Source organism: Weissella sp. LMG 11983 (assembly GCF_025908495.1).
Lineage (GTDB): Bacteria > Bacillota > Bacilli > Lactobacillales > Lactobacillaceae > Weissella > Weissella fermenti.
In genome coordinates, this window is the sequence record NZ_JAOZFD010000001.1 from 1434120 (window position 1) to 1456003 (window position 21884).

General features: G+C 44.5%; 19 protein-coding genes and 1 pseudogene. 17 read left to right on the top strand and 3 right to left on the bottom strand.

The features are described 5' to 3' along the window. Positions 1 to 77: 77 nt before the first annotated feature. The 7 genes from OIT45_RS07205 (at position 78) to OIT45_RS07235 (ending at position 5553) form a co-directional block, all read left to right on the top strand. Positions 78 to 863, top strand: a complete 786-nt coding sequence (locus OIT45_RS07205) for an SseB family protein (RefSeq protein ID WP_199404530.1) — start codon at positions 78 to 80, stop codon at positions 861 to 863. A 112-nt stretch (positions 864 to 975) separates the two neighbouring features. Then, positions 976 to 1989: an NAD(P)/FAD-dependent oxidoreductase gene (locus tag OIT45_RS07210; protein WP_135798412.1), complete on the top strand. Its 1014-nt coding sequence runs from the start codon at positions 976 to 978 to the stop codon at positions 1987 to 1989. A 147-nt stretch (positions 1990 to 2136) separates the two neighbouring features. After that, positions 2137 to 2421, top strand: a complete 285-nt coding sequence (locus tag OIT45_RS07215) for a hypothetical protein (protein WP_199404531.1) — start codon at positions 2137 to 2139, stop codon at positions 2419 to 2421. 70 nt (positions 2422 to 2491) lie between these two features. Next, positions 2492 to 3211: a 2,3-diphosphoglycerate-dependent phosphoglycerate mutase gene (gene gpmA / locus OIT45_RS07220; protein ID WP_003607789.1), complete on the top strand. Its 720-nt coding sequence runs from the start codon at positions 2492 to 2494 to the stop codon at positions 3209 to 3211. A gap of 165 nt (positions 3212 to 3376) precedes the next feature. After that, complete coding sequence (locus OIT45_RS07225) at positions 3377 to 3655, top strand: heavy metal-binding domain-containing protein (protein WP_264330051.1); 279 nt, start codon at positions 3377 to 3379, stop codon at positions 3653 to 3655. Positions 3656 to 3759: 104 nt separating this feature from the next. Beyond that, the gene (locus tag OIT45_RS07230) at positions 3760 to 4620 is read left to right on the top strand and encodes an aminotransferase class IV (protein ID WP_199404532.1); all 861 of its coding nucleotides are present in this window, start codon (positions 3760 to 3762) and stop codon (positions 4618 to 4620) included. A gap of 93 nt (positions 4621 to 4713) precedes the next feature. Beyond that, positions 4714 to 5553 (top strand): YitT family protein, encoded by an 840-nt coding sequence (locus OIT45_RS07235; protein WP_135798409.1) that lies wholly within the window; start codon positions 4714 to 4716, stop codon positions 5551 to 5553. Positions 5554 to 5609: 56 nt separating this feature from the next. Here OIT45_RS07235 and OIT45_RS07240 read toward each other — a convergent pair whose 3' ends face one another. Together OIT45_RS07240 and OIT45_RS07245 are read right to left on the bottom strand one after the other, a co-directional pair. Continuing rightward, positions 5610 to 6662: an AI-2E family transporter gene (locus tag OIT45_RS07240; RefSeq protein WP_199404533.1), complete on the bottom strand. Its 1053-nt coding sequence runs from the start codon at positions 6660 to 6662 to the stop codon at positions 5610 to 5612. A gap of 76 nt (positions 6663 to 6738) precedes the next feature. Continuing rightward, positions 6739 to 7068 (bottom strand): ArsR/SmtB family transcription factor, encoded by a 330-nt coding sequence (locus OIT45_RS07245; RefSeq protein ID WP_003607784.1) that lies wholly within the window; start codon positions 7066 to 7068, stop codon positions 6739 to 6741. Positions 7069 to 7212: 144 nt separating this feature from the next. Here OIT45_RS07245 and OIT45_RS07250 point away from each other — a divergent pair, with 144 nt between their 5' ends. The 10 genes and pseudogenes from OIT45_RS07250 (at position 7213) to OIT45_RS07295 (ending at position 20351) form a co-directional block, all read left to right on the top strand. After that, on the top strand, positions 7213 to 7830 hold the full coding sequence (locus OIT45_RS07250; RefSeq protein ID WP_135798406.1) for a hypothetical protein: 618 nt from the start codon (positions 7213 to 7215) through the stop codon (positions 7828 to 7830). 47 nt (positions 7831 to 7877) lie between these two features. Continuing rightward, complete coding sequence (locus OIT45_RS07255) at positions 7878 to 8549, top strand: FAD-dependent oxidoreductase (RefSeq protein WP_264339959.1); 672 nt, start codon at positions 7878 to 7880, stop codon at positions 8547 to 8549. A gap of 35 nt (positions 8550 to 8584) precedes the next feature. Continuing rightward, positions 8585 to 9283 carry an FAD-dependent oxidoreductase gene (locus OIT45_RS07260; RefSeq protein ID WP_264339960.1) on the top strand — a complete coding sequence of 233 codons (699 nt, stop codon included), beginning with the start codon at positions 8585 to 8587 and terminating at the stop codon, positions 9281 to 9283. 305 nt (positions 9284 to 9588) lie between these two features. Then, a complete protein-coding gene (locus OIT45_RS07265) occupies positions 9589 to 10692 on the top strand; it encodes a BMP family lipoprotein (protein WP_264339961.1) in 1104 nt (367 codons plus the stop codon). 308 nt (positions 10693 to 11000) lie between these two features. After that, positions 11001 to 12105 (top strand): annotated as a pseudogene (locus tag OIT45_RS07270) (BMP family lipoprotein). Positions 12106 to 12471: 366 nt separating this feature from the next. Beyond that, complete coding sequence (locus tag OIT45_RS07275) at positions 12472 to 13548, top strand: BMP family lipoprotein (RefSeq protein WP_199404537.1); 1077 nt, start codon at positions 12472 to 12474, stop codon at positions 13546 to 13548. 222 nt (positions 13549 to 13770) lie between these two features. After that, the gene (locus OIT45_RS07280) at positions 13771 to 15321 is read left to right on the top strand and encodes an ABC transporter ATP-binding protein (protein ID WP_264339962.1); all 1551 of its coding nucleotides are present in this window, start codon (positions 13771 to 13773) and stop codon (positions 15319 to 15321) included. 4 nt (positions 15322 to 15325) lie between these two features. Continuing rightward, entirely contained in the window at positions 15326 to 16450 is a 1125-nt protein-coding gene (locus OIT45_RS07285) for an ABC transporter permease (RefSeq protein ID WP_264330056.1), read from the top strand. Between the two features lie 2 nt (positions 16451 to 16452). Continuing rightward, positions 16453 to 17409, top strand: coding sequence for an ABC transporter permease (locus OIT45_RS07290; protein WP_003607775.1), 957 nt, complete (start codon positions 16453 to 16455; stop codon positions 17407 to 17409). Positions 17410 to 17624: 215 nt separating this feature from the next. Then, a complete protein-coding gene (locus OIT45_RS07295; RefSeq protein ID WP_199404539.1) occupies positions 17625 to 20351 on the top strand; it encodes a YhgE/Pip domain-containing protein in 2727 nt (908 codons plus the stop codon). A gap of 70 nt (positions 20352 to 20421) precedes the next feature. On the opposite strand, the gene OIT45_RS07300 is transcribed toward OIT45_RS07295, so the two are convergent. Beyond that, positions 20422 to 21786 (bottom strand): UDP-N-acetylmuramoyl-tripeptide--D-alanyl-D-alanine ligase, encoded by a 1365-nt coding sequence (locus tag OIT45_RS07300; protein WP_199404540.1) that lies wholly within the window; start codon positions 21784 to 21786, stop codon positions 20422 to 20424. Positions 21787 to 21884: the final 98 nt, after the last annotated feature.

A 21884-nucleotide genomic window follows, 5' to 3' on the forward strand; every position in this document is an offset into this window, starting at 1 on the left:
CATCTGTCATCTGGGCAGGTGCTCTTTTTTTCGTTATACTAGATGGAAACACAAGGATTTAAGAATGGGGAATTATAATGGATAACCAAGAAGATGTTTTGCGTAACGACGCATTGCTAGATGCGTTGGCAGCATTTCGTGAGGAACAAAACGACACAACGGAGCAAGCCTTCATTCAAGCGTTGATTGAAGCGGTCTTTATTGCACCAGTTAACTTTAGTGAGCCACCAATCATTAAGGAAGATGGGGATGTTGAAATTCCTGAAGGGGCGGAGATGCGCTTGTTGACGTTCGAGATGGAGAACGGCCACTCAGTATTCCCAATCTTTACAGATTTGGATGCCTTCAATGCCCAACCAATTGACTCAGAAGAGCCCGTTCACCCATGGGCCATGGCGTTGACTGACTACTTGCCAGTTTTGCAAGGTGAAGATTCTGAAAACCTTGAAGGTTTGGCATTGAACCCATTCACGAATGGTATGCCGATTTCACGTGAAAACTTGGCCTACATCGCTGGCTTGTTGGCAGCGCAACAAGGTGAAGGCGAGATGCAAATTTCGTCTGCTGAGGATGTTATCCCAACGCCATTGCGTTACGACTTGATTGGTTTGGCTGATGATGCCATGGGTAAGATTGAGCGTATGCACTTGTTGTGGTTGACGAACGAGGCCACGGGTACTGAAAACTACTTGTTGGTTGTTGATGGACCTGACAAGGAAGCTTACCAAGCTTTGTACGCTGATATTGCAAAGATTTTTGAAGAAAAGGCCGGCGAAGAAGGAAACGCAGTTGATATTGTTTCAGCAAGCGACTTCGGGGTTGATTTGTCAGAATTCGCAACGTTGTACGATCGTAACTTGTAAGAATAATCCGCTGTATAGTCCTTTATCCTATGCAGCGGATTTTTTTGTAGCGTATAATACAAAAAGTAAATAAAAGAAAAATAAATCCGATAGAAACGGGAAGTAAACAATCATGACTGAATTTAAGGATACAGATTTAACAATTATTGGTGCTGGACCAGTTGGTATGTTCGCCGCCTTCTACGCAGGGTTGCGTGAACTAGACGTAACGATTATCGAAAGCTTGGAAAGTGTTGGTGGCCAAGTTGCCAACCTTTACCCACAAAAGACGATTTTGGATATTGCTGGTTACGTGAACACAACGGGAGCCAAGATTGTGAAGGAACTTGATGATCAAATGCGTCAATTCCAACAAGATTTGTATCTTGATACGACAGTTATTGATGTTGTCCCAAATGGCACTGAATTTGACATCACGACTGACAAGGGTTCATTCCACTCAAAGTCAGTTATCGTGGCAACAGGTAAGGGTGCTTTCGAGCCACGTCGTTTGCCGGAAGATGTTGAAAATGGTCTAGAAGGTCAAGGTATTCACTACTTCTTGAACGACGTTGAAGACTTCCGTGGCCACCGTGTGTTGGTCGCTGGTGGTGGTGACTCAGCTGTTGATATGTCAACGTTGTTGGACACGGTTGCAGCAGAAGTGCACTTGACGCACCGTCGTGACAAGTTCCGTGCCATGGAGCACGCTGTTTCAGAATTGCAAAAGTCATCTGTTCAAATCGAGACGCCTTACAACATCGAGTCTGTTGAAAAGGCTGAAGATGGTTCATTGAACGTTACCTTGGCTAAGGTTCGTGAGGATGAGAAGAAGGTGTTGAACGTCGATGATTTGATGGTTAACTACGGCTTCACGTCAGAAAATAAGATTGTTGCCGGTTGGACGATTCAACCAGCCGTTGAACGTCAGAAGTTCACGGTTAGCCAAGAGATGGAGACGACTGTTCCTGGTGTCTTCGCGGTTGGTGACGTGGCTGAATACCCAGGTAAGGCTGAATTGATTGCCACTGGTTTTGGTGAAGTGCCAACGGCTGTTAACAGTATCATCAAGCGCATCTACCCAGATCGCCAAGGACCAGTTCACTCATCTGGCTTGGTTATCGAGAATGGTGAGATTAAGCGATAATTGTTTGTAATCAGTTAGTCGTTCCGATATACTGGATTTAACTTAAATAACGCATTTTGACAGAGGTATCGCATTTCGTTGCGGTACCTCTGTTGTCGTCTTAGGCGAAATGTTACCGATGTTAACTATCAAACGGAGGAATTGTTAATGGATGAGAAGTATGTGACGAAGGCGGAATTTGAAAAGTTCCAGGATGAGGAATTTAAGCCATTACGTGAAGAAGTGCGAGAACTGCGTGTTGAATTTGTCAGTTTTCGTCAAGAAGTGGCTGAATCTTTTGCAAAAATGCGAAACGAGATTGAAGCGCTAAATGTTCGCATGGATAGTTTGGAACGGAAACTAGATAGGTCGAACAAAATTATGATGTGGATAGCTGCAGTATACGCCGTTCCAATGCTATTCATGATGTATCGAATTTTGGGGAACAATTAATCACTACTATTTGTTGTGAAATTTTGTTACAATAGTAACGAAATATTCTAATACAAAAGAGGTATCACCAATGGCAAAGTTGGTTTTGATCCGTCACGGTCAAAGTGAATGGAACGCATTGAACTTGTTCAATGGTTGGGTAGACACGAAGTTGAGCGACAAGGGTATTGCCCAAGCTCGTACTGCAGGTGAATTGTTGGCCAAGGAAGGCATCCAATTCGACCAAGCTTACACGTCAGTTTTGACGCGTGCGATCACGACGTTGCACTACGCTTTGGAAGAAGCTGGTCAATTGTGGATCCCTGAAATGAAGTCATGGCGCTTGAATGAGCGTCACTACGGTGCTTTGCAAGGTTTGAACAAGGCTGACGCCGCTGAAAAGTGGGGAGCAGACCAAGTTTTGCAATGGCGTCGTTCATACGACGTTTTGCCTCCATTGCTAGAGACGCAAGAAGAGACTGTTGAAGTTTTGGGTAAGACTTACCCAGCCTTTGACCGTCGTTACGCTGATGTTCCTGAAGGTGAGTTGCCATTCGGTGAAAACTTGAAGGTTACGTTGGAACGCGTATTGCCATTCTGGGAGTCTAACATTTCACAAGACTTGAAGGCTGGTAAGAACGTTGTTATCGCAGCCCACGGTAACTCATTGCGCGCATTGGTTAAGCACATCGAAAACATCTCAGATGACGACATCTTGGGTGTTGAGATTGCTAACGGTGAGCCTTTGGTATACGACTTGGCAGATGACTTGTCAGTTGTATCAAAGAAGGTTTTGAAGTCAGAAGACTAATCAACCATTTGAAAGACACTATCGACAGTGATGTTGATAGTGTCTTTTATTTGCATTTGGAATGGTTCCGAGTATATTGAAGGTAAGTATGTCAGGGGGATATCTAATGGCAAATGCAAAAGATGTAATTGTGGCACGACAGAAAACGTTGCGGGCTATGAGGTAGTGGAAACGCTAGGTGAAGTGTTCGGACTAACGACGCGTTCAAAGAATGTCGTGGCTGATATTGGGGCTGGCTTGAAGACGATTGTTGGTGGCGAAATCAAGGCCTATACATCGTTGCTAGAGGAAACGCGAAATTCTTCTTTAGATCGTTTGCGTGAAAATGCAGCTAAGATGGGCGCCGATGCGGTCGTGATGATGCGCTTTGATTCTGGCTCAATGGGTGCTGACATGAATATGGTTGCGGCGTACGGGACGGCTGTTAAGCTACAAAAGAAATAATGAGACGAATTAACACCTGAAACTTTTTCAGTTCGGGTGTTTTTTTGTCTCAAAATAGTGCTAATATGAGTAAATGATTAGAAAGTATTGCGGGGGTGTTGAAAATGGATAATATTGCCTATTACAACGGCAAGGAGTCGCTACTGGAAGATATGATGATTCCAGCAACGGACCGCGGGTATTACTTTGGGGATGGGGTGTATGACGCGACGGTTGTGCGCCATCATAAGTTGTTTTCGTTAGATGAACATCTGGATCGGTTTTGGCGTAGTATGGACGCTGTCATGATTACGCCTGATTTCACCAAAGATGAATTGGCGACTTTGCTCAATCGTTTATCTAGCAAGGTGTCCGATGAGACCTACATGGTTTACTGGCAAGTGACTCGCGGTAGTGGGGCACGTCATCATTCATTTCCAAGAGACGCGAAGCCCAATTTGTTCGTGACAATCACACCGATGACTGTGACGCGAGAAGCGCAAACCCGCGACTTCCGTATTCAAACGGAAGAAGATATCCGCTCTTATATGGCTCAAGTTAAGACATTGAACTTGTTGCCAAATGTCCTTTCAGCACAACGCGCAGCTGAAGCAGGACTGGATGAAACGGTCTACTATCGTATCTGCGCTGATGGTTCAACGCGTGTCACCGAGGGTTCACATACCAATGTGCACATGATTAAGGACGGTAAGTTAGTAACGGCACCGACCGACAAACTGATTTTACCTGGGATTGCTTGTGTTCACTTGCTGCAACACGCCCGTGAATTGGGAATGCCGATTGAAGAACGCGCGTTTACCAAGGAAGAGCTGCTGACAGCTGATGAAATTTTCATCACCAGCTCAGTGCTGTTTGTTGGGCGAGTTGTTGAAATTGACGGTCAGCCTGCCGGTCAAAAGGCGGGGGAGTTACTAATTCCCTTGCGTGAACGGTTGATTGACGAGTGGTTCGAAGAAACCAATTAGAGAAGTTTAAAAAAATGGCACACATCGATTGCATGAAAATGTTATGCTAGTTATATAACTTAAATACCTTTCCAACCCATAAGGAGACCCATTATGAACAAACGATTGAGTCAACAGGGCTGGTTTCGAGCGCTATCTCTTGTAGTGGCGCTGGAAATTATCGCGCTTTCGATTAACTTTTTCTACGCACCGATTAACGTCGCCGCTGGTGGCGCAACCGGTGTGGCCATTTTGCTGGATGCAGCGTTTGGCATTAACCGTGCTTTGACGGTGCTGATTATTAATATCGCCATGATTATATTGGCAGCTATATTCTTGGACCGTTCGACGGTGCGAAATATTGCATTTGGTAGTTTTTTGTTACCGGTATTAATGTACATTACACCAAGTCATAAAGTCGTTGAGGATGCTGTCCTTGCCGTAATTATTGGTGGGGCAGTATTCGCATCGGGAATTGCCATTTTATATCGCTTTGAAGCATCAAGTGGTGGGACGACGGTACCACCAATGATTTTGAAAAAGTATTTTAAAATTAATACGGCCGTTTCTTTGTTAGCCATCGATATGGTGGTGACTGTGTTTAACTTGTTTGTTTCTGGTACGAACGCTTTCTTTTTGGCTGCGTTTTCGTTGGTGATTACGTCAATGGTGATGCGCTATATTGAGACTGGTTTAGATTTGAAACATCAAGTAACGATTATGAGTAATGATAAGCTATCAGACATTCAAGAAATGTTACTCAGTGAAGATCACAGTTTAACGGTTTTTGATGTCCGTGGGGGCTTTACAGACAATAATAAGGAAATGCTGATGGTCATGGTCGACAACGCCAATTATGGCCACATGCTACGTTTGATTCACGATATTGATCAAGATGCCTTTATTGTCACAACAAATGTCACTGAAGTGCATGGTGGTACATTTGGAATTTAAAACGATACAGAAAAACGCTAGTGAACTGATTGTGTTCACTAGCGTTTTTGCGTTAATTAATCTTTTTCGGCGACGACTTTATCATCTTTGACGTGTTTGCTAATGCTTGCATCTTGTACGCCTAGAATAGCGAGGATGAAGGCCACAATTGGCACACCAATAATCAAGCCCCATGCACCAAGCAAATGTTCCATCACGATAATCGTTGCAAACGTGAGGAAGACTGGTAGTTCAGTGCGACTTGCCATCAAACGTGGGTGGAGGAAGTATGACTCGAACATGTGAATCAATGCAATCATAATCCAAACTTCAACCATACCAACCCAACCAAGGGCAGCGAATGACATCACACTCAATGGTAGTAATGAAATAATCACACCGGCGATTGGAATCAAACCAAGGATGAAAATCATCAACCCCATGACCATCACACTTGGTACGCCAAGGATGCTTAATCCAATCATCATCAAAATCGTGTTGATAAAGGCGATGAGCAATTGCACCTCAATGACGCTACCCAAAATCAAAATGAACGTACGGCCAAGGTCGTAAATGCGCTTGAAGAACTTAGGGTAATCAGAGTGTAAGAATTGTGTACCGAAAATTCGAATGCGTTGCCAAGTAATTGCAAGTACGAAACTCATGAAGATTGACAAAACGATACGAGACAAGACGGTACCAACTGTTGAAATCGTATTGATACCACTAGCTAATAGTGACTTCCAGTTATCAGTTATCTCACTAAGCAGGTTGAGCTTCTTATACGTATCATCAAAGTATTCCTTAATAACCGGGTACTTCTTGATGAGTTTCATAATTTCGTCTGGAATAACTGCGAATTGGTTAATCAGTGTTGGCACGATATAAATCATGGCGAACACAAAAACGAAAATCGCTAATAAGTAAACGATCAGGACGGAGAAGCCATAAGGGATTTTCGTCCAACGTGACACACGATTAGCAGATTTAACGGCTAAAAATCCAAGGATGGCCGTTAGTAATACGACGCTAATCAAGTCATGGAGTAAAGCGATGATTAAAACAATGACGCCAAGAGCGATGAACTTTTGCACGTCTTCACGGAGAATAAAGCTTTTAAATTCTTTCATGAGAACTCCTTAGAAGTATATTGATTTTATTATACGCAAATATACTAAAAAAACGTAACTGAATCGTCACGTTTTTTTAGATGCCCCCGTGTTCACGATGCAAGCGCACGTGATTTGCGTGTTCGAGCAAATCGTTGAGTAATTCCATCATGTGTGGATCGGTAAGGGCGTATGTAATTTGGCGACCTGAACGCGTGGCGGAAATCATCTGATATTCACGTAACTCAGATAGTTGGTGAGAAACGCGAGATTGTTCTGCGTGGAGCGCGTTCATAATCTCGGTGACGGTAGCTGCGCCGTTCTCTTGTAGTAGGCAAAGAATTTGCAAACGCAAATCGTTGGCTAGGAGTTTGGCAATTTTTAATGCTTCTTGTTCTTGGACAAGGATTTCTTTTGATAATTCCATACTATTATTTTAGCGTACTTTGTCGTATTATAGTGAAGCGTATTTTTTGTAAGGGAAAAGGGGCTTTTTCGTGGTTTTTTAATTTTAATCGGATTATACTAATGCAAGTAAGGTTAATTTTTAGAGAACAGGATATTGAGTCATATGGATAAGGACGACAAGCTCGTTTTATTGGAACATTTGCGACAATTAAACGACACGTTAACCCGTTTATCATCCCGTCGACGTCGACTTCGTGCTGAGCGACGCGTCCGATTAGGACAACTCAAAAATACGATGACGTTTATCCTCTCGTTTGTATTGACTGCTTTAGCGGCAGTTCTTGCATTCTTTGGATTACCAATCTTGCCGATTGATAAGATTATCATCTATGTTGGTGCTACGGCATTGGCCTTTTTTATAACTTTGTACTTGTTGATTTACTATTCGGTTTTGAATCGTGATTTGTTCTCGAAGCGCAAGTGGGTGCAAAAACGCTTGCAACCAATGGACACACAAATCAAGCGTATGGATATGGAAATCAGATCATTGCTATCTGCGCCATTTTTGGATGAGGTTGCTTTGGATGCAAAGTTTGTTGATAAGAACTTGTTGGTTGATGCCCGTGAGATGGTTATGAACGAACCAGATATTACATGGGTCGAGATTGAACGACGTTTGAATACAGAAATGATGTTGAAGCGCACTCGTCGCCAATCATTGTTTGCATCTGAATGGTACCGTGTTTTTGGGGCATCTTTCCCTGAAAAGCTACGTGCCTAAACGCGTTAATTGTGGTTTAAAAAATAGATACTAATAGGGTAGTTAATATGAAAATTGTGGTTATTGGTGGTGCACACGCAGGATTGTCTGCGGTTAATGCATTCCGACATGTAAATAAAGATGATGAAATCGTCATTCTAGAAAAGAATTTGCGTGACCGTCCATTTATTTCAGCTGGTATCAAGCTAGCATTGAATGGTAAGGTAAGTAGTGCCGAACAAGTTAACTTCGAGCACTTCGAGGGTCAACCAAACACGACATACCGTGCCGGTGTTTTGGTTGAGCGTATTGATGCGACCAAGAAGCGTGTCTACGCACGTCGTATCGAAGATGGATCTATGATTGAAGAAAGCTTTGATAAGTTGGTATACGCGTTGGGTTCATCAGCCCGTGTGCCTTCATTTGTTGGGGCTGACTTGGATCGTGTTGTGTTTGTTAAGGATGAGCAAGACGCGCAAGATATCAACAAGTTTGCCAAGGGATTCCGTAAGCGTGCTTTGGTTTACGGTGGTGGACCGGTTTCAACGGAATTGGCCGCTGCGTTGGTTCACGCCGGTGTTCACGTGACGTTTGTGACGCGTTCAGAGCGTTTGATGACACGTTACTTTGACCAAACTGTGCAAGAAGATCTTGAAAAGACATTGACTGACAACAAGGTGGTTTTGCGTAAGCACCAAGAGGTTGTTTCAGTTGAAAACCAAGGCAAGAAGATGAAGTAAACTTCAATAACGGTACATCAGAAGTGTTCGACTTCATGGCAATTGCTTCTGGTTTGCAACCAAACACGATGTTGTTGGCTGGTCAAGTTGATATGCGTGACAACGGGGCTATTGTGGTCAACAGCAAAATGCAATCATCAAATCCTGACATTTATGCGGTTGGTGATTCAGCGGTTGTTGATGGTAAGTTTGACCAATACTTCCCATTGATGTCAGCTGCCCTTAAGATGGGGCGCGTTGCCGGTTATGCGCTAGCTGGAGTGGATGTTGAAATCCAACCAATCCTGCGTACAATCGGATTCTCTGTATTTGATCGTTTCTTCTACAAGACAGGTTTGACGGTTACGGCCGCTAAGGAACGTGTCGGTGATACAATTGAACGTTTGGATATCCACACGCCGGCAACAATTCATGCATTGGGCGAGAAGTCAGATATTTTGGCATCCCTCATTTATGATTACGACACGGGCATTGTGTACGGTGCGCAAATCGCAACGAACGCGCCTGCTGCCGCTGAAGTTATTACGACGCTATCACACGCCGTGTCTTCAGGTTTGACGGTTGATCAATTGGCGTTCTTGGACACGTACTTCGAGTCTGAGATTAACTTGCCATACTCAGTTGCTAACCGTTTGGGTGAAATGGGTGTTATTGCGGAGTACCAACGTCATCATGGGCAAGAAGTAACTAAGAAGGTTACTGATGGGGATGACGAGCTTAATGGCTTTCAATAATAAGTAACAAAAACAGCTTCTTCGGAGGCTGTTTTTTTGTGCGTTCATAACATAACGTTAGTTTTAATTCGTTGCGTATTATTAAAGACGTAAACGTTAATAAAGTTCGTGATTATTCTGTAACGCTAGTAATGGTGCCCATTTTCGGCGTTTAAACGTTCCTTATTACGAATTTAATGCGATTTAGGCGCTTGCTTTTTGTTAGCGTAGTGCGTATCATAGTCTGAGTAAATACGGGGAACGTAACGATTTGTTACATTTTAGATCTATATACAACAGAATGTTATTTTTGGGAGGACGTTGAAATGGTATCACGTCGATTGTTGTTAGTTGGTGGTGTTGTGGCAGTTGCAGTCGTTGGGGGCGCTGCATATGCGATGTCAGGAAATGATGCTGGGAATGCGAAGAAGAATTACACGGTCGCAATCGTGACTGACGTTGGTGGTGTGGATGATAAGTCATTCAACCAATCAGCTTGGGAAGGTCTTGAAAAGTGGGGAAAGTCACACAAGTTAACCAAGGGTGTGAATGGCTATAATTATTTCCAATCAAAGACGCAAGCTGATTATGCGACGAACTTCCAACAAGCCGTGACGGCTAAGTACAGTATGGTAGCAGGTATTGGATACTCGCTTCACGAAGCAACTGTTAATGCAGCGAAGAAGAATCCAAAGACGGACTTTGTGTTGGTGGATGATATTGACACGAAGAAGACAAAGAATGTGGCATCAGTGATGTTCCGTTCAGAACAATCATCATATTTGGCAGGGGTTGCCGCTGCGACAAAGGCCAAGGATTTGGGTTCAGATACAGTTGGTTTCGTTGGTGGTATGCACGGTAATATTGTCGATGCTTTTGAAGCTGGGTATGTTGCCGGTGTGCAATCAGTAGATAAGAACATTAAGGTTGATGTGCAATACGCTGACTCGTTTACCGATGCAGCTAAGGGGCAGACAATCACGAATGCCATGATTGCTAAGGGTGAGAAGGTGATTTTCCAGGCAGCCGGTGCCGTTGGTAACGGTGTCTTCACCTCAGCCAAGGATACCAATCAACAACTAGCTGCCGATTTAAAGGATAAGGTCTGGGTAATCGGGGTCGACATGGATCAATCAGATATGGGTGCTTACACATCGAAGGATGGTAAAAAGGCTAACTTCACGTTAACTTCTTCAATCACTGGTGTTGGACGTGGACTTGAATTGGTTGCTAATAAGGCGATGAAGGGCGATTTCCCTGGTGGCAAGACAGTTGCTTATGGTTTGAAAGAAGGTGGTGTGGCAACGCCAACTAAGAATATGACTAGCGATGAAAAGGCTGCGGTTGAAAAGGCGAAGGATGATATCGTTTCAGGTAAAATCAAGGTGCCTAACCACCCGGCGGGATCAAAATTCAATCAACAATTCTAAATAATGGTGAGTGAAATGGCCGAGTTTTTTGAAAAAGCTTGGCCATTAATTATGTTCGCCATTTTGCGGGGTGAACAAGTTCATTGATTGGAAAAAATGGCATTTTGCTGACGTTCAATTTAAAATGAAGATTTAAGTTCGTTAATAAAGAGATTTCGAATTTATAATACGTAAGTTAATGGCTATATGGTATCTAAACACGAAAAATAACGGTTGCTTTATCTGGTTAAAGTTCGTATTATATATCAAGTGGTTTTGCGACAGTTGGTCGTAAAACGGATGATTTAAATTTGAGGGGTAATATAAACATGGTTTCACGTCGATTGATGATTGCGGGTGGCATTGCTGTCGTCGCAGTTGCGGGTATTGCAGCGTTTTCGGTTATTGGTAATAAGAGTGACGACGCAAAGAAGAACTTTACGGTAGCGATGGTGACTGACGTCGGTGGTGTTGATGACAAGTCATTTAACCAATCTGCTTGGGAAGGCGTTCAAAAGTGGGGTAAGTCACACGGTCTTGAAAAGGGCCAAAATGGCTACAACTATTTCCAATCTGACACGCAAGCTGATTTTGCACCGAACTTCCAACAAGCCATTAATGGTAAGTATGATTTGGTAGCAGGTATCGGCTACGCTTTGCATGACGCAACGATTAACGCAGCGAAGAAGAACCCAAAGACTGAATTTGTGTTGGTTGATGATGTTGATACGAAGAAGACAAAGAATGTTGTTTCATTGATGTTCCGTTCAGAGCAATCATCATACTTGGCTGGTGTGGCAGCAGCAACGAAGACAAAGGATCTTGGTGGTTCATCTGTTGGTTTCATTGGTGGTATGCACGGTAATATCATTGATGCCTTTGAAGCTGGCTATACGGCTGGTGTAAAGTCAGTTGATCCGAACATGAATGTTGATGTGCAATATGCGGATTTCATTTACAGACGCCGCTAAGGGTCAGACGATCGCCAAGGCGATGATGGCTAAGGGCGAAAAGGTGATTTTCCAAGCGGCTGGTACCGTTGGTAACGGTGTCTTTACTGCCGCAAAGGACAACAACCAAACGTTGACGGCTGATTCAAAGGATAAGGTTTGGGTCATCGGTGTTGATATGGACCAATCAGACATGGGTGCATACAAGGCCAAGGATGGTAAAAAGTCTAACTTCACGTTAACGTCATCAATTACTGGTGTTGGTCGTGGACTTGAGTTGGTTGCTAACAAGGCCATGAAGGGTAACTTCCCAGGTGGGACGGTTGTTGCATATGGCTTGAAGGAAGGTGGCGTTGCAGCGCCAACTAAGTACATGTCAGCTGATGAAAAGGCTGCTGTTGCGAAGGCGAAGAAGGCCATTATTGCTGGTGATATCAAGGTGCCTAACCACCCTGAAGGATCTGAGTTTGATCAAAACTTCTAAATTAAAGACGAAAGGACCGAGTTAACTCGGTCCTTTTATTTTGTAACTGTTTTGTAAAGAAAAAAGCGTGACGAAAATAGGGGGTTTAACCAAGTTATCAAAACCAAGTAAAACGTTTTTACCAAAAACAATGTGAATAAAAATGCTGTTTTTGTTCGTGTTTCGGTGTATAAAACGCCGTTGAATTGGTTAAACGTTTAACAAAAAACGGGTTAAACGAACGAAATTCACACTTTCTTCATTGTTTTTATTAAGCGAACCTTATATACTAGTCAAGGCAAGTCAGGTTAACAAGAAAAACGTTTGTTAACTAGGCATGGGAATTACTAGGAACAGTACAAATCGTACTTTTGGAGGAAATGAGACATGGTTTCACGTCGTAACTTGATTATCGGTGGTGTTGTGGTTGTCGTTGCAGCTGGTGTTGGTGTCGCAGCAATGAACAACAACAACTCAGATTCAAAGAAGAACTTTTCAGTCGCAATGGTGACTGACGTTGGTGGTGTTGACGATAAGTCATTTAACGAGTCTGCTTGGAACGGTGTTAGCGAGTGGGGTAAGTCACACAACCTTCAAAAGGGTAAGAACGGTTACGACTACTTTGCTTCAAAGACTAACGCTGACTTCGCAACAAACTTCCAACAAGGTGTATCAGCTGGATACAACATGTTGATTGGTGTTGGTTACGCAACAAACGATGCGTTGGTTGCATCAGCTAAGCAAAACCCAAAGACGGACTACGTTTTGATTGACGATGTTGCTAAGAAGCAATACAAGAACGTTGCATCATTGACTTACAAGCAACAAGAAGCATCATACTTGGCTGGTGTTGCCGCAGCAACGAAGGCTAAGGAGTTGGGTGACTCAAAGGTTGGTTTCATCGGTGGTATGAACTCAGTTGTTATCCAATCATTTGAAGCTGGATACATTGCGGGTGTTAAGTCAGTTGATCCTAACATGACGGTTGATGCACAATTCGTTGAGTCATTTACGGATACGGCAAAGGCTAAGACGATTGCCAGCGCTATCTACACGTCAGGTGCACACGTTATCTTCCAAGCTGCTGGACCTGCCGGAAACGCAGTGTTCACGGCTGCTAAGGACATCAACACGGATCTAGAGTTTGGATCAAAGGATAAGGCTTGGGTTATCGGTGTTGACATGGACCAAAACGACCAAGGTAACTACAAGACTAAGGATGGCAAGTCAGACAACTTCACGTTGACGTCAGCTATCAAGGAAATCGCTAGCTCAATCGTTAAGGTTGCTAACCAATCAATGAAGGGTGAATTCCCTGGTGGTAAGACGGTAGTTTACGGTTTGAAGGATGGTGGTGTTGCTATCACTAAGAAGAACTTGGATGCCGAAGAAAAGGCAGCTGTCGAGAAGGCTGAAGAAGCTATCAAGTCAGGCGAAGTTACTGTGCCAAGCACTATGAAGTAAAACGTTTAAAAAACGAACTAAAATGGGGGCTTTCTAAAGAAGGTTCCTGTTTTTCTTTTTACGACCATTAACTTATCTCGAAATAGTATTACAGACATGTTAATAGACGAATAATAGCCTCTCAAATAGTGGATAATTTAGTAAAAAATAGGTAAAATAAACATATTGTTTCACAAATAAGAAACCTTTGTGAATGAAGAAAGCTTCTAGGGAGAAATGACTATGGCAGAAGAGCCAATTGTGCTTGAAATGCGCGACATTGTGAAGCAATTTGGTGAGTTCCGTGCGAACGACCACATTAATTTGCAAGTCAAGCGCGGGCAAATTCACGCGTTGTTGGGAGAAAACGGTGCCGGAAAGTCAACGTTGATGAATCAATTGTCTGGCTTGTTGCAACCAACAGCTGGCGATATCTTGATCAACGGTGAAAAGGTAATTGTTGATAGCCCATCAAAGGCTGCAGAGTTGGGTATCGGAATGGTGCACCAACACTTTATGTTGATTGATGCGTTTACAGTTACAGAAAACATCATCTTGGGTTCAGAGCCTGTTAATGGGGTGAAGTTGGATACGAAGACGGCAGCAGCTGATATCAAGAAGTTGTCAGAACAATATGGTTTGGATGTTGATCCAAGTGCATTGGCTGGAGATATCTCAGTTGGTATGCAGCAACGTGTAGAAATCTTGAAGACGTTGTACCGTGGTGCTGACATCTTGATTTTCGACGAGCCAACAGCCGTATTGACGCCACAAGAAATCGACGAATTGATGACGATTTTGAAGGGCTTGGCTGCAGAAGGTAAGTCAGTTATCTTGATTACGCACAAGCTTGACGAAATCAAGGCAGTTGCTGATCAAGTGACGGTTATCCGTCGCGGACAATCAATTGATTTATTCCCAGTTGCGGGTGTGTCATCACAAGAATTGGCTGACATCATGGTTGGCCGTTCAGTTTCACTATTCTCTACCGAAAAGGAGCCTGCTCACCCAACTGACACGGTTTTGTCTGTGTCGGATTTGACGGTTAAGGACGCTCGTGGTGTTGAGGTTGTGAAGAACTTGAGCCTTGATTTCCGTGCTGGTGAAGTCGTGGGTATTGCCGGAATCGACGGTAATGGTCAATCAGAATTCATCTCAGCGTTGACTGGTTTGATGCCAACTGCATCAGGTAAGGTCACGCTGAAGGGCAAGGACATCACGAACAAGAAGCCACGCCAAATTACTGAATCAGGTGTTGGTCACATTCCTGAAGACCGTCACCGCTTTGGTTTGGAATTGGATATGACGTTGGCTGAGAATATTGCTTTGCAAACTTACTACAAGGCCCCAATGTCAAAGGCGGGCGTATTGGACTACGAGCAAATTAACTCACACGCCCGTGAATTGATTGAGAAGTTCGACGTTCGTACGGTTAACGAATTGGTACCGGCAAGTGCTTTGTCAGGTGGTAACCAACAAAAGGCGATTATTGCCCGTGAGTTGGATCGAGATGCTGACTTTGTGATTGCCGCACAACCAACGCGTGGATTGGACGTTGGTGCAATTGAATACATTCACCAACAATTGATTAATCAACGTGACGAAGGTAAGGCTGTTATGTTGGTAAGTTTCGAATTGGATGAAATTTTGAACGTCGCTGACCGTATTGCTGTAATCTCACACGGTGAGATTACTGGTGTCGTTAATGCAAACGAGACGTCAAAGAACGAGCTTGGTTTGTTGATGGCCGGTATGTCATTGGCAGAAGCGCGTGCGCAATTAGCGGGGGAGTAGACTGGTGAATAAGATTAATTCATACGGCACAGGTCTCGTAGCAGGCTTGGCTGTCTTCTTTGGATTGATGGTCGGTGCGATCATCATGTTGGTATCAGGATTTAACCCTGTTACTGGTTACATTAGCTTGGTGCAATCAGCATTGGGCTCATCATTGAATATTGGTGAAGTACTTCGTTCAATGACGCCGTTGATTTTGACGGCTGCTGGATTCTTGGTTGCTCAATCAGCTGGCTTTTTCAACATCGGACTTGCTGGTCAAGTTTGGGTTGGTTGGATTGCTTCGACATGGTTTGTCTTGGTTAACCAATCAATGACGCCTTGGTTGTCAATTCCGTTGGCTGTTATCATCGGAGCACTTGCGGGTGCTTTGATGGGTGCATTGCCTGGTTGGTTGCGTGCCCAATTCGGTGCGTCAGAAGTTATTACGACAATCATGTTGAACTACATTGCTTTGTATGGTGGAAATGCCTTTGTGCAAGGATTGCCAAAGAAGTTGATGGCGACAACTGATATGACGAACACGTTGCACGCCAGCGATTTATTGCGTTGGGACTTCTTGTCAAACTTGACGGGTGGTTCACGTTTGAACATCGGCTTCATCATCGCCATTGTTGCGTTGGTAGCCGTTTGGTTCATCATGAAGCGTACGACGCTTGGATTTGAAATTCGTGCCGTTGGGTTGAACCCAGACGCAGCGCGCTACGCTGGTATGTCAGCTAAGCGTACGGCTGTTACGGCCATGACAATTTCAGGTTTGTTGGCTGGTTTGGCTGGTGCAACGGAAGGTTTGGGAACATACCTAAACATCTTCTCTCAAACAGCCGCACCACAAGTTGGTTACGATGGTATGGCCGTTGCTTTGTTGGCATCAGGATCATTCCTAGGAATCTTCTTTGCCGCTTTGTTGTTCTCAATTTTGTCAGTTGGTGGTTTGGGAATGCCATTGGCCTCAGGTGTGCCAACTGAATTGGTTTCTGTTGTAACGGCTTCAATTATCTTCTTTATTGTTGCTAACTACTTGATTCGTTTGATCTTGGTTAAGATTGACGAAGACGATGCGAAGCAAAAAGCCAAGAAGATGAAGGGGCCTAAGGAACCTGAGAAGAAAGTAGAGGAGGCAGAGTAATCATGAGTTTGGAAACGATCTTGCAATTGGTGATTTCAAGTACGTTGGTTTACTCAGCGCCTTTGATTTTCACTGCATTGGGTGGTACGTTCTCAGAACGTGCCGGTGTTGTTAACGTTGGATTGGAAGGAACCATGATTATGGGAGCCTTCGCCGGGGTTGTCTTTAACTTGACGTTCGCTGGTCAATTTGGTGGTTTGACACCATGGCTTGGTTTGCTAGCCGGTGCGGTCATTGGTTTAATTTTCTCATTGTTGCACGCTGTGGCAACGGTGACGTTGCGTGCCGACCACATTGTGTCAGGTACGGTTATGAACTTGATGGCACCAGCTTTGGGTGTTTACTTAATCAAGTTGATGTACGGTAAGGGTCAAACGTCAATGATTGCTGAAAACTTTGGTTACTGGAACGTACCAGTATTATCAAAGATTCCAGTTATTGGAACGATCTTCTTTACGAAGACGTCTTCAACGGCGTGGGTCGCAATCATTATCGCCTTTGTTGCGTCATGGGTTTTGTTCAAGACACGCTTCGGATTGCGTTTGCGTTCTGTTGGTGAAAACCCACAAGCCGCTGATACGTTGGGATTGAATGTTTACGCCCTACGTTACACAGGTGTTTTGATTTCTGGTGTGCTTGGTGGAATTGGTGGTGCGTTGTTCGCGCAATCAATCGCTGGTAACTTCTCGGCTTCAACAATTGTTGGGCAAGGATTCATGTCAATGGCCGCGATGATTTTCGGTCGTTGGAATCCAGTTGGTGCCATGGCAGCAGCTTTGTTCTTTGGTTTCTCACAATCAATGGCCATCGTTGGGGCACAATTGCCAGTCTTGAACCAAGTGCCATCAGTTTACCTACAGGTAGCACCTTACGTCTTTACGGTACTAATCTTGGTTGTGTTCTTTGCTAAGTCAAAGGCCCCAGCCGCTGATGGTGTGAACTACATCAAGTCAGTTTAATATTATTGTTAATGACAATAAGCGTCCGAACGATAAAGTTCGGACGCTTATTTTTTTGCTTACTATTTCCAAGTTGAACAAACCGTGCTATAGTGTTCATTTGTTAACGCCCTTACTTATTTGTTAACACTATGCAATTATTAACTACTGTTAACTAATTTTGCCCGATGATAAGGGCCATTGGGTGTTTCGAGTTTAGGAGGAGAATAACTGTAATGTTATTCGATAAGATGAGTAGCAAGACACGCTACATGACGATTGCTGGGTTGGCAGTCGTTGTGCCAGCCGTTATTGCTTTTGGTTTGTTCCAACTGTTGGATGCGACGCAAGCTGGCGGACCGTCTTCGCTGAAGGTGGCGGTTGTTAATGTGGATCAACCAGTGAAGCATAATGGTGCGAAGCTGGCAGTTGGGCAACAAGTTGTTGATAAGCTACGCCATAATGATAGCGTTGCTTGGGAATTTATGTCTGCCCAACAAGCTAAGCGTGCGCTAGCTGACGGTGATACATTGATGACGGTGACGCTACCTAAGGACTTTTCGGCCAACACGTTAACGGCGCTCAGTGCGCAACCGAAGGCGTCCAACATCAAGTATGAAGTGTCAAAGCACACAAATTACATTGGTGGCATTTTGGCCGATACAGTTACGGAACAGCTGAAGTCGCAAGTGACTGCCGAAATCCAAAAGACCTACAACAAAGAATTGTTAGGGTCAATTAAGCAATTGTCAGATGGTACGGCCAAGGCTGCTGCTGGGACAAAGCAATTGAATGATGGCATGGGCCAACTAGCTTCTGGGTTTGGTGAAGTCAATCGTAATTTGCACATGCTAGCTAGTGGTTTGGGAGAAATCCAAACTGGTGCAAACGCATTGCCGGCTGGTGTTGCACAATTACAAGGTGGTTCAAATCAATTGGCGACTGGGGCTGAGACGCTCTCAAATGGTATTAACCAAGCTTCTGCTGGTATTGCGCAGTTGAATGACGGTGGTAACCAATTGCGTAGTGGCGTGGGTGCTTTGCCAACAGCGACGCAACAACTGGCAGGCGGTTCAAACCAAGTTTCGATGGGATTGAATCAATTGGCTTCCAATACACCAGCGCTTGTTGCAGGGGCTAAGGCAGCCAATGATGGTGTTGTGGCTTTGGGTGATGGTGCAAAAAGTCTCACTGCCGGTGCTACAAAAGTCGCATCCGGTAATCAACAACTAGCAGCTGGTGCACAGCAACTGTCAACGCAACTTTCAGCCGGTTTGACAGCCATCAAACAAGGGCAAGCAACGAATGCAGCTGACTTGCAAAAGTTGACAGCCGGTTTGAACCAATTAAACAGCGGCTTGGGCCAAATTGCGGAAGAGACGAAAGGGCTTAGCCTTGGTGATGCTGGTAAGACCGACATCGCGACGAACATGGCTAACCTGAAAACGGATTTGACCACAGTAGGTGCTGGGGCAGAGTCTTTCAAAGCTTTGATGGCGGATCCGCAATTTCAAACGTTCTTGAGTGACAGCCGTAATGCAGAGTTCAAAGGCAAGTACATGACAGCGTTGCAACAAGTAGGCGCTGTGACGGATGCAGGGGTCCAAGCACAACAAATTGGGGATGCACTAACGCCATTAGTGCCATTGTTACCAAAGTTGTCAGCGTTATTGCCGGCATTGCAGCAAATGGGGACAAACGGTCAATTGGCAACTTCCGGCGCATTGCAAGCGATTGATAAGTTCTCAACACAAGTAGGCCAAATTGCGACGCAACTCGACGGGGCTGTTGCAGTAGCTAATAAGTTGGCAACGTCAGCCCAACAATTGTCAGCCGGCGCGATGCAAGTGCAAACTGGGCTGGTCACTTTATCTGGCGGACAACAACAACTGGCCGCAAAGATGCCGTCATTGTATACGGGCTTGGGACAGGCCAATGTCGCGGTTGCCCAACTCGTCACTGGTGCTGGTCGAGTTGCGACTGGTAATCAACAATTGGTTAATCAGACGCCAACCCTTGTTAGTGGGGTTAGTCAATTGTCTGATGGTCTAAATAAATTGCAGGCTAATACTCCGGCACTTTCTAATGGTGCCCAACAATTAGCAGGTGGTGCTGGTCAATTGTCAGATGGTGTGAACATGTTGGCCGGCAAGGTACCGACGTTGCTCGAGGCATTGAATACGGCTGGGGCGGGTGCCCAACAATTAGCGACTGGGGATGACCAACTGAACGATGGTGTTAAGACTGCTACGACAGGAACTAAGACGTTGAACGATGCGTTGCAAGTTGGTGTGAAACAGTTACAACCAATTCATCTTGGTGAGAAGACAATCAATCACTTTGTGAGCCCAGTTGCTTCAAAGCAAGTTGATCGTCAATTAACAGTTGCCGATTACAAGGCAGTTTTCGGTCCAGCGTTGTTGGCCTTTGCGTTGTTTATTGGTGCGTTGCTAATTCAGATGAATGAGCGTCGTCGTCGTATGACGGCTGACGTATCTGCGATTGCCGGTTTGCGCACGTTGTTCATTTTGCCGGTGTTGCAAGCTATCTTGATGACAGGGGTTATCGCGATTTTCAAGATTGATGCTAACTTATTCGCAACCTTCTTGTTTACGTTCATCGTTGCGACGGTCTTCATGCTTGTAACGCTACTGTTGGATGTTTTGTTTGGCACGGTTGGGTTGCTAATTTCAGTTATTGTCGCCATGGCGCAAATTGTTTTGTCAGGCCAAATTGTACCAAGCGAATTCTTGAATGCGACATTAGCGACGATTGCTAAGTTTCTTCCGACGACGTATGCGGCTCAAGGTTATGATGCTTTAATTAATCACACACCATATATGAGTGTGTGGGCTGCGACAATCACATTGGTTGTCTTTGGAATTATCGGTGGTGTAGTTGCGGTTTTGGGGATGAAGCGCTCGTTTCCAGTGATGATGCAACCACAACCTGAAGTTGAGTAAGTATTCGGTTAAAAAGGAAAGGGCTATCGCACATCTCGCGATAGTCCTTTTTGTGTTATGCAATTAAGTTTTAAATCAAAGCGGCTACCACGTTCTCAAGGTGAATACCGTGAGAACCCTTAAGCATGATGATATCCTCGGCAGTTAATTCAGACTTTAAATCATCAATCAGCGTTGGCAAGTTATCTTTAGCGTAGCGAATTACAGATCCTGCTGGGTAGCTAGCGGTTAGCGCCTCTTCAAGGCTGGCCATGATATCACCAACGAGGTAAACACGTTGGATAGTTGCTGGTTGAAGGCTGTCAGCTAGGCTGGCGTGCAAAGCTGGGCCGGCTTCACCAAGCTCCAACATATCACCGAGTACGGCAATACGACGACCTTGGGTTGGTGCCTCAGCGAAGAAGTGCAACACTTCCTTAGCAGCGGTTGGATTTGAGTTGTAGACATCAGACAAAATCTTGCCACCGAATTGGCCGTCTAACCATTCGGTACGGTTTTCAGTGATTGGAGCGTTAGCCAAGGCCTCACGGATTTTGTTATATGCAATTCCCAATGCACGACCAACTGAAATGGCAGCTAGCGCATTCGAAACGTTGTAACGACCAGTTAGTGGAATGCGGAATGTTTCATCAGTTTGATTCGTTTGGAAAGTTGCTTCGACCGGGTTCATTTCAATGGTTGACGCGAACAAATCATTTTCAGGTGCAAGCCCGAATGTAGCCGTTTGGAGATTTTCGTGTTGTGCGGCGCGTTCACGAAGTAGTGGTTCATCACCGTTGTAGACAAACAACCCATTAGGCTTCAAACCGTTGATAATTTCCATTTTGCCATCTGCAATTCGGTCACGAGTCTTGAAGAATTCGATGTGGGCTTCACCAATCATCGTCAACACAGCAATATCTGGGTTAACCAATTCTGATAGTAGCGTCAAGTCGCCGGGACGATCCATACCGAACTCAACGACTAACAATTCAGTGTCTTCGGCCATTGACAGAATTGTCGTAGGGACGCCGATTTCGTTGTTGAAGTTAGCGGGCGTCTTAACAGTCTTGAACGTGCTTGCACCGATGGCTGCAATGAAGTCCTTTGTTGTTGTCTTACCGTTTGAACCTGAAATAGCCACAATCTTTGGAGCGACCCTCTTTAGATAGTAGGCCGCTAACTTTTGGAAGGCATCCAACGTATCTGGAACGATGATTGCGGGAATGTCTGTTGGCACATTACCGTGGTCTGCTTGCCAAAGAGTAGCGGTTGCACCGTTTGCGATGGCGCTAGCAATATAATCGTGGCCGTCGTTCTCAGCAACCAATGGGATGAACAAGCTGCCTGCAGTAGCTTTGCGAGAATCGAATGTTGTACTTGTTACCGTGACATCAGCATTGTTTGAAACACTGGCGTTTAGGGCCGTAACCATTTCTTTAAGGGTTAATTTCATTTTGAATATCGTCCTTTTATTGTCTTTCCATCTATTTTACCCTGATGTAGAAACTAAGGGCAAATGACGTCGGTTTTTGTTGTATACTATTATAGATA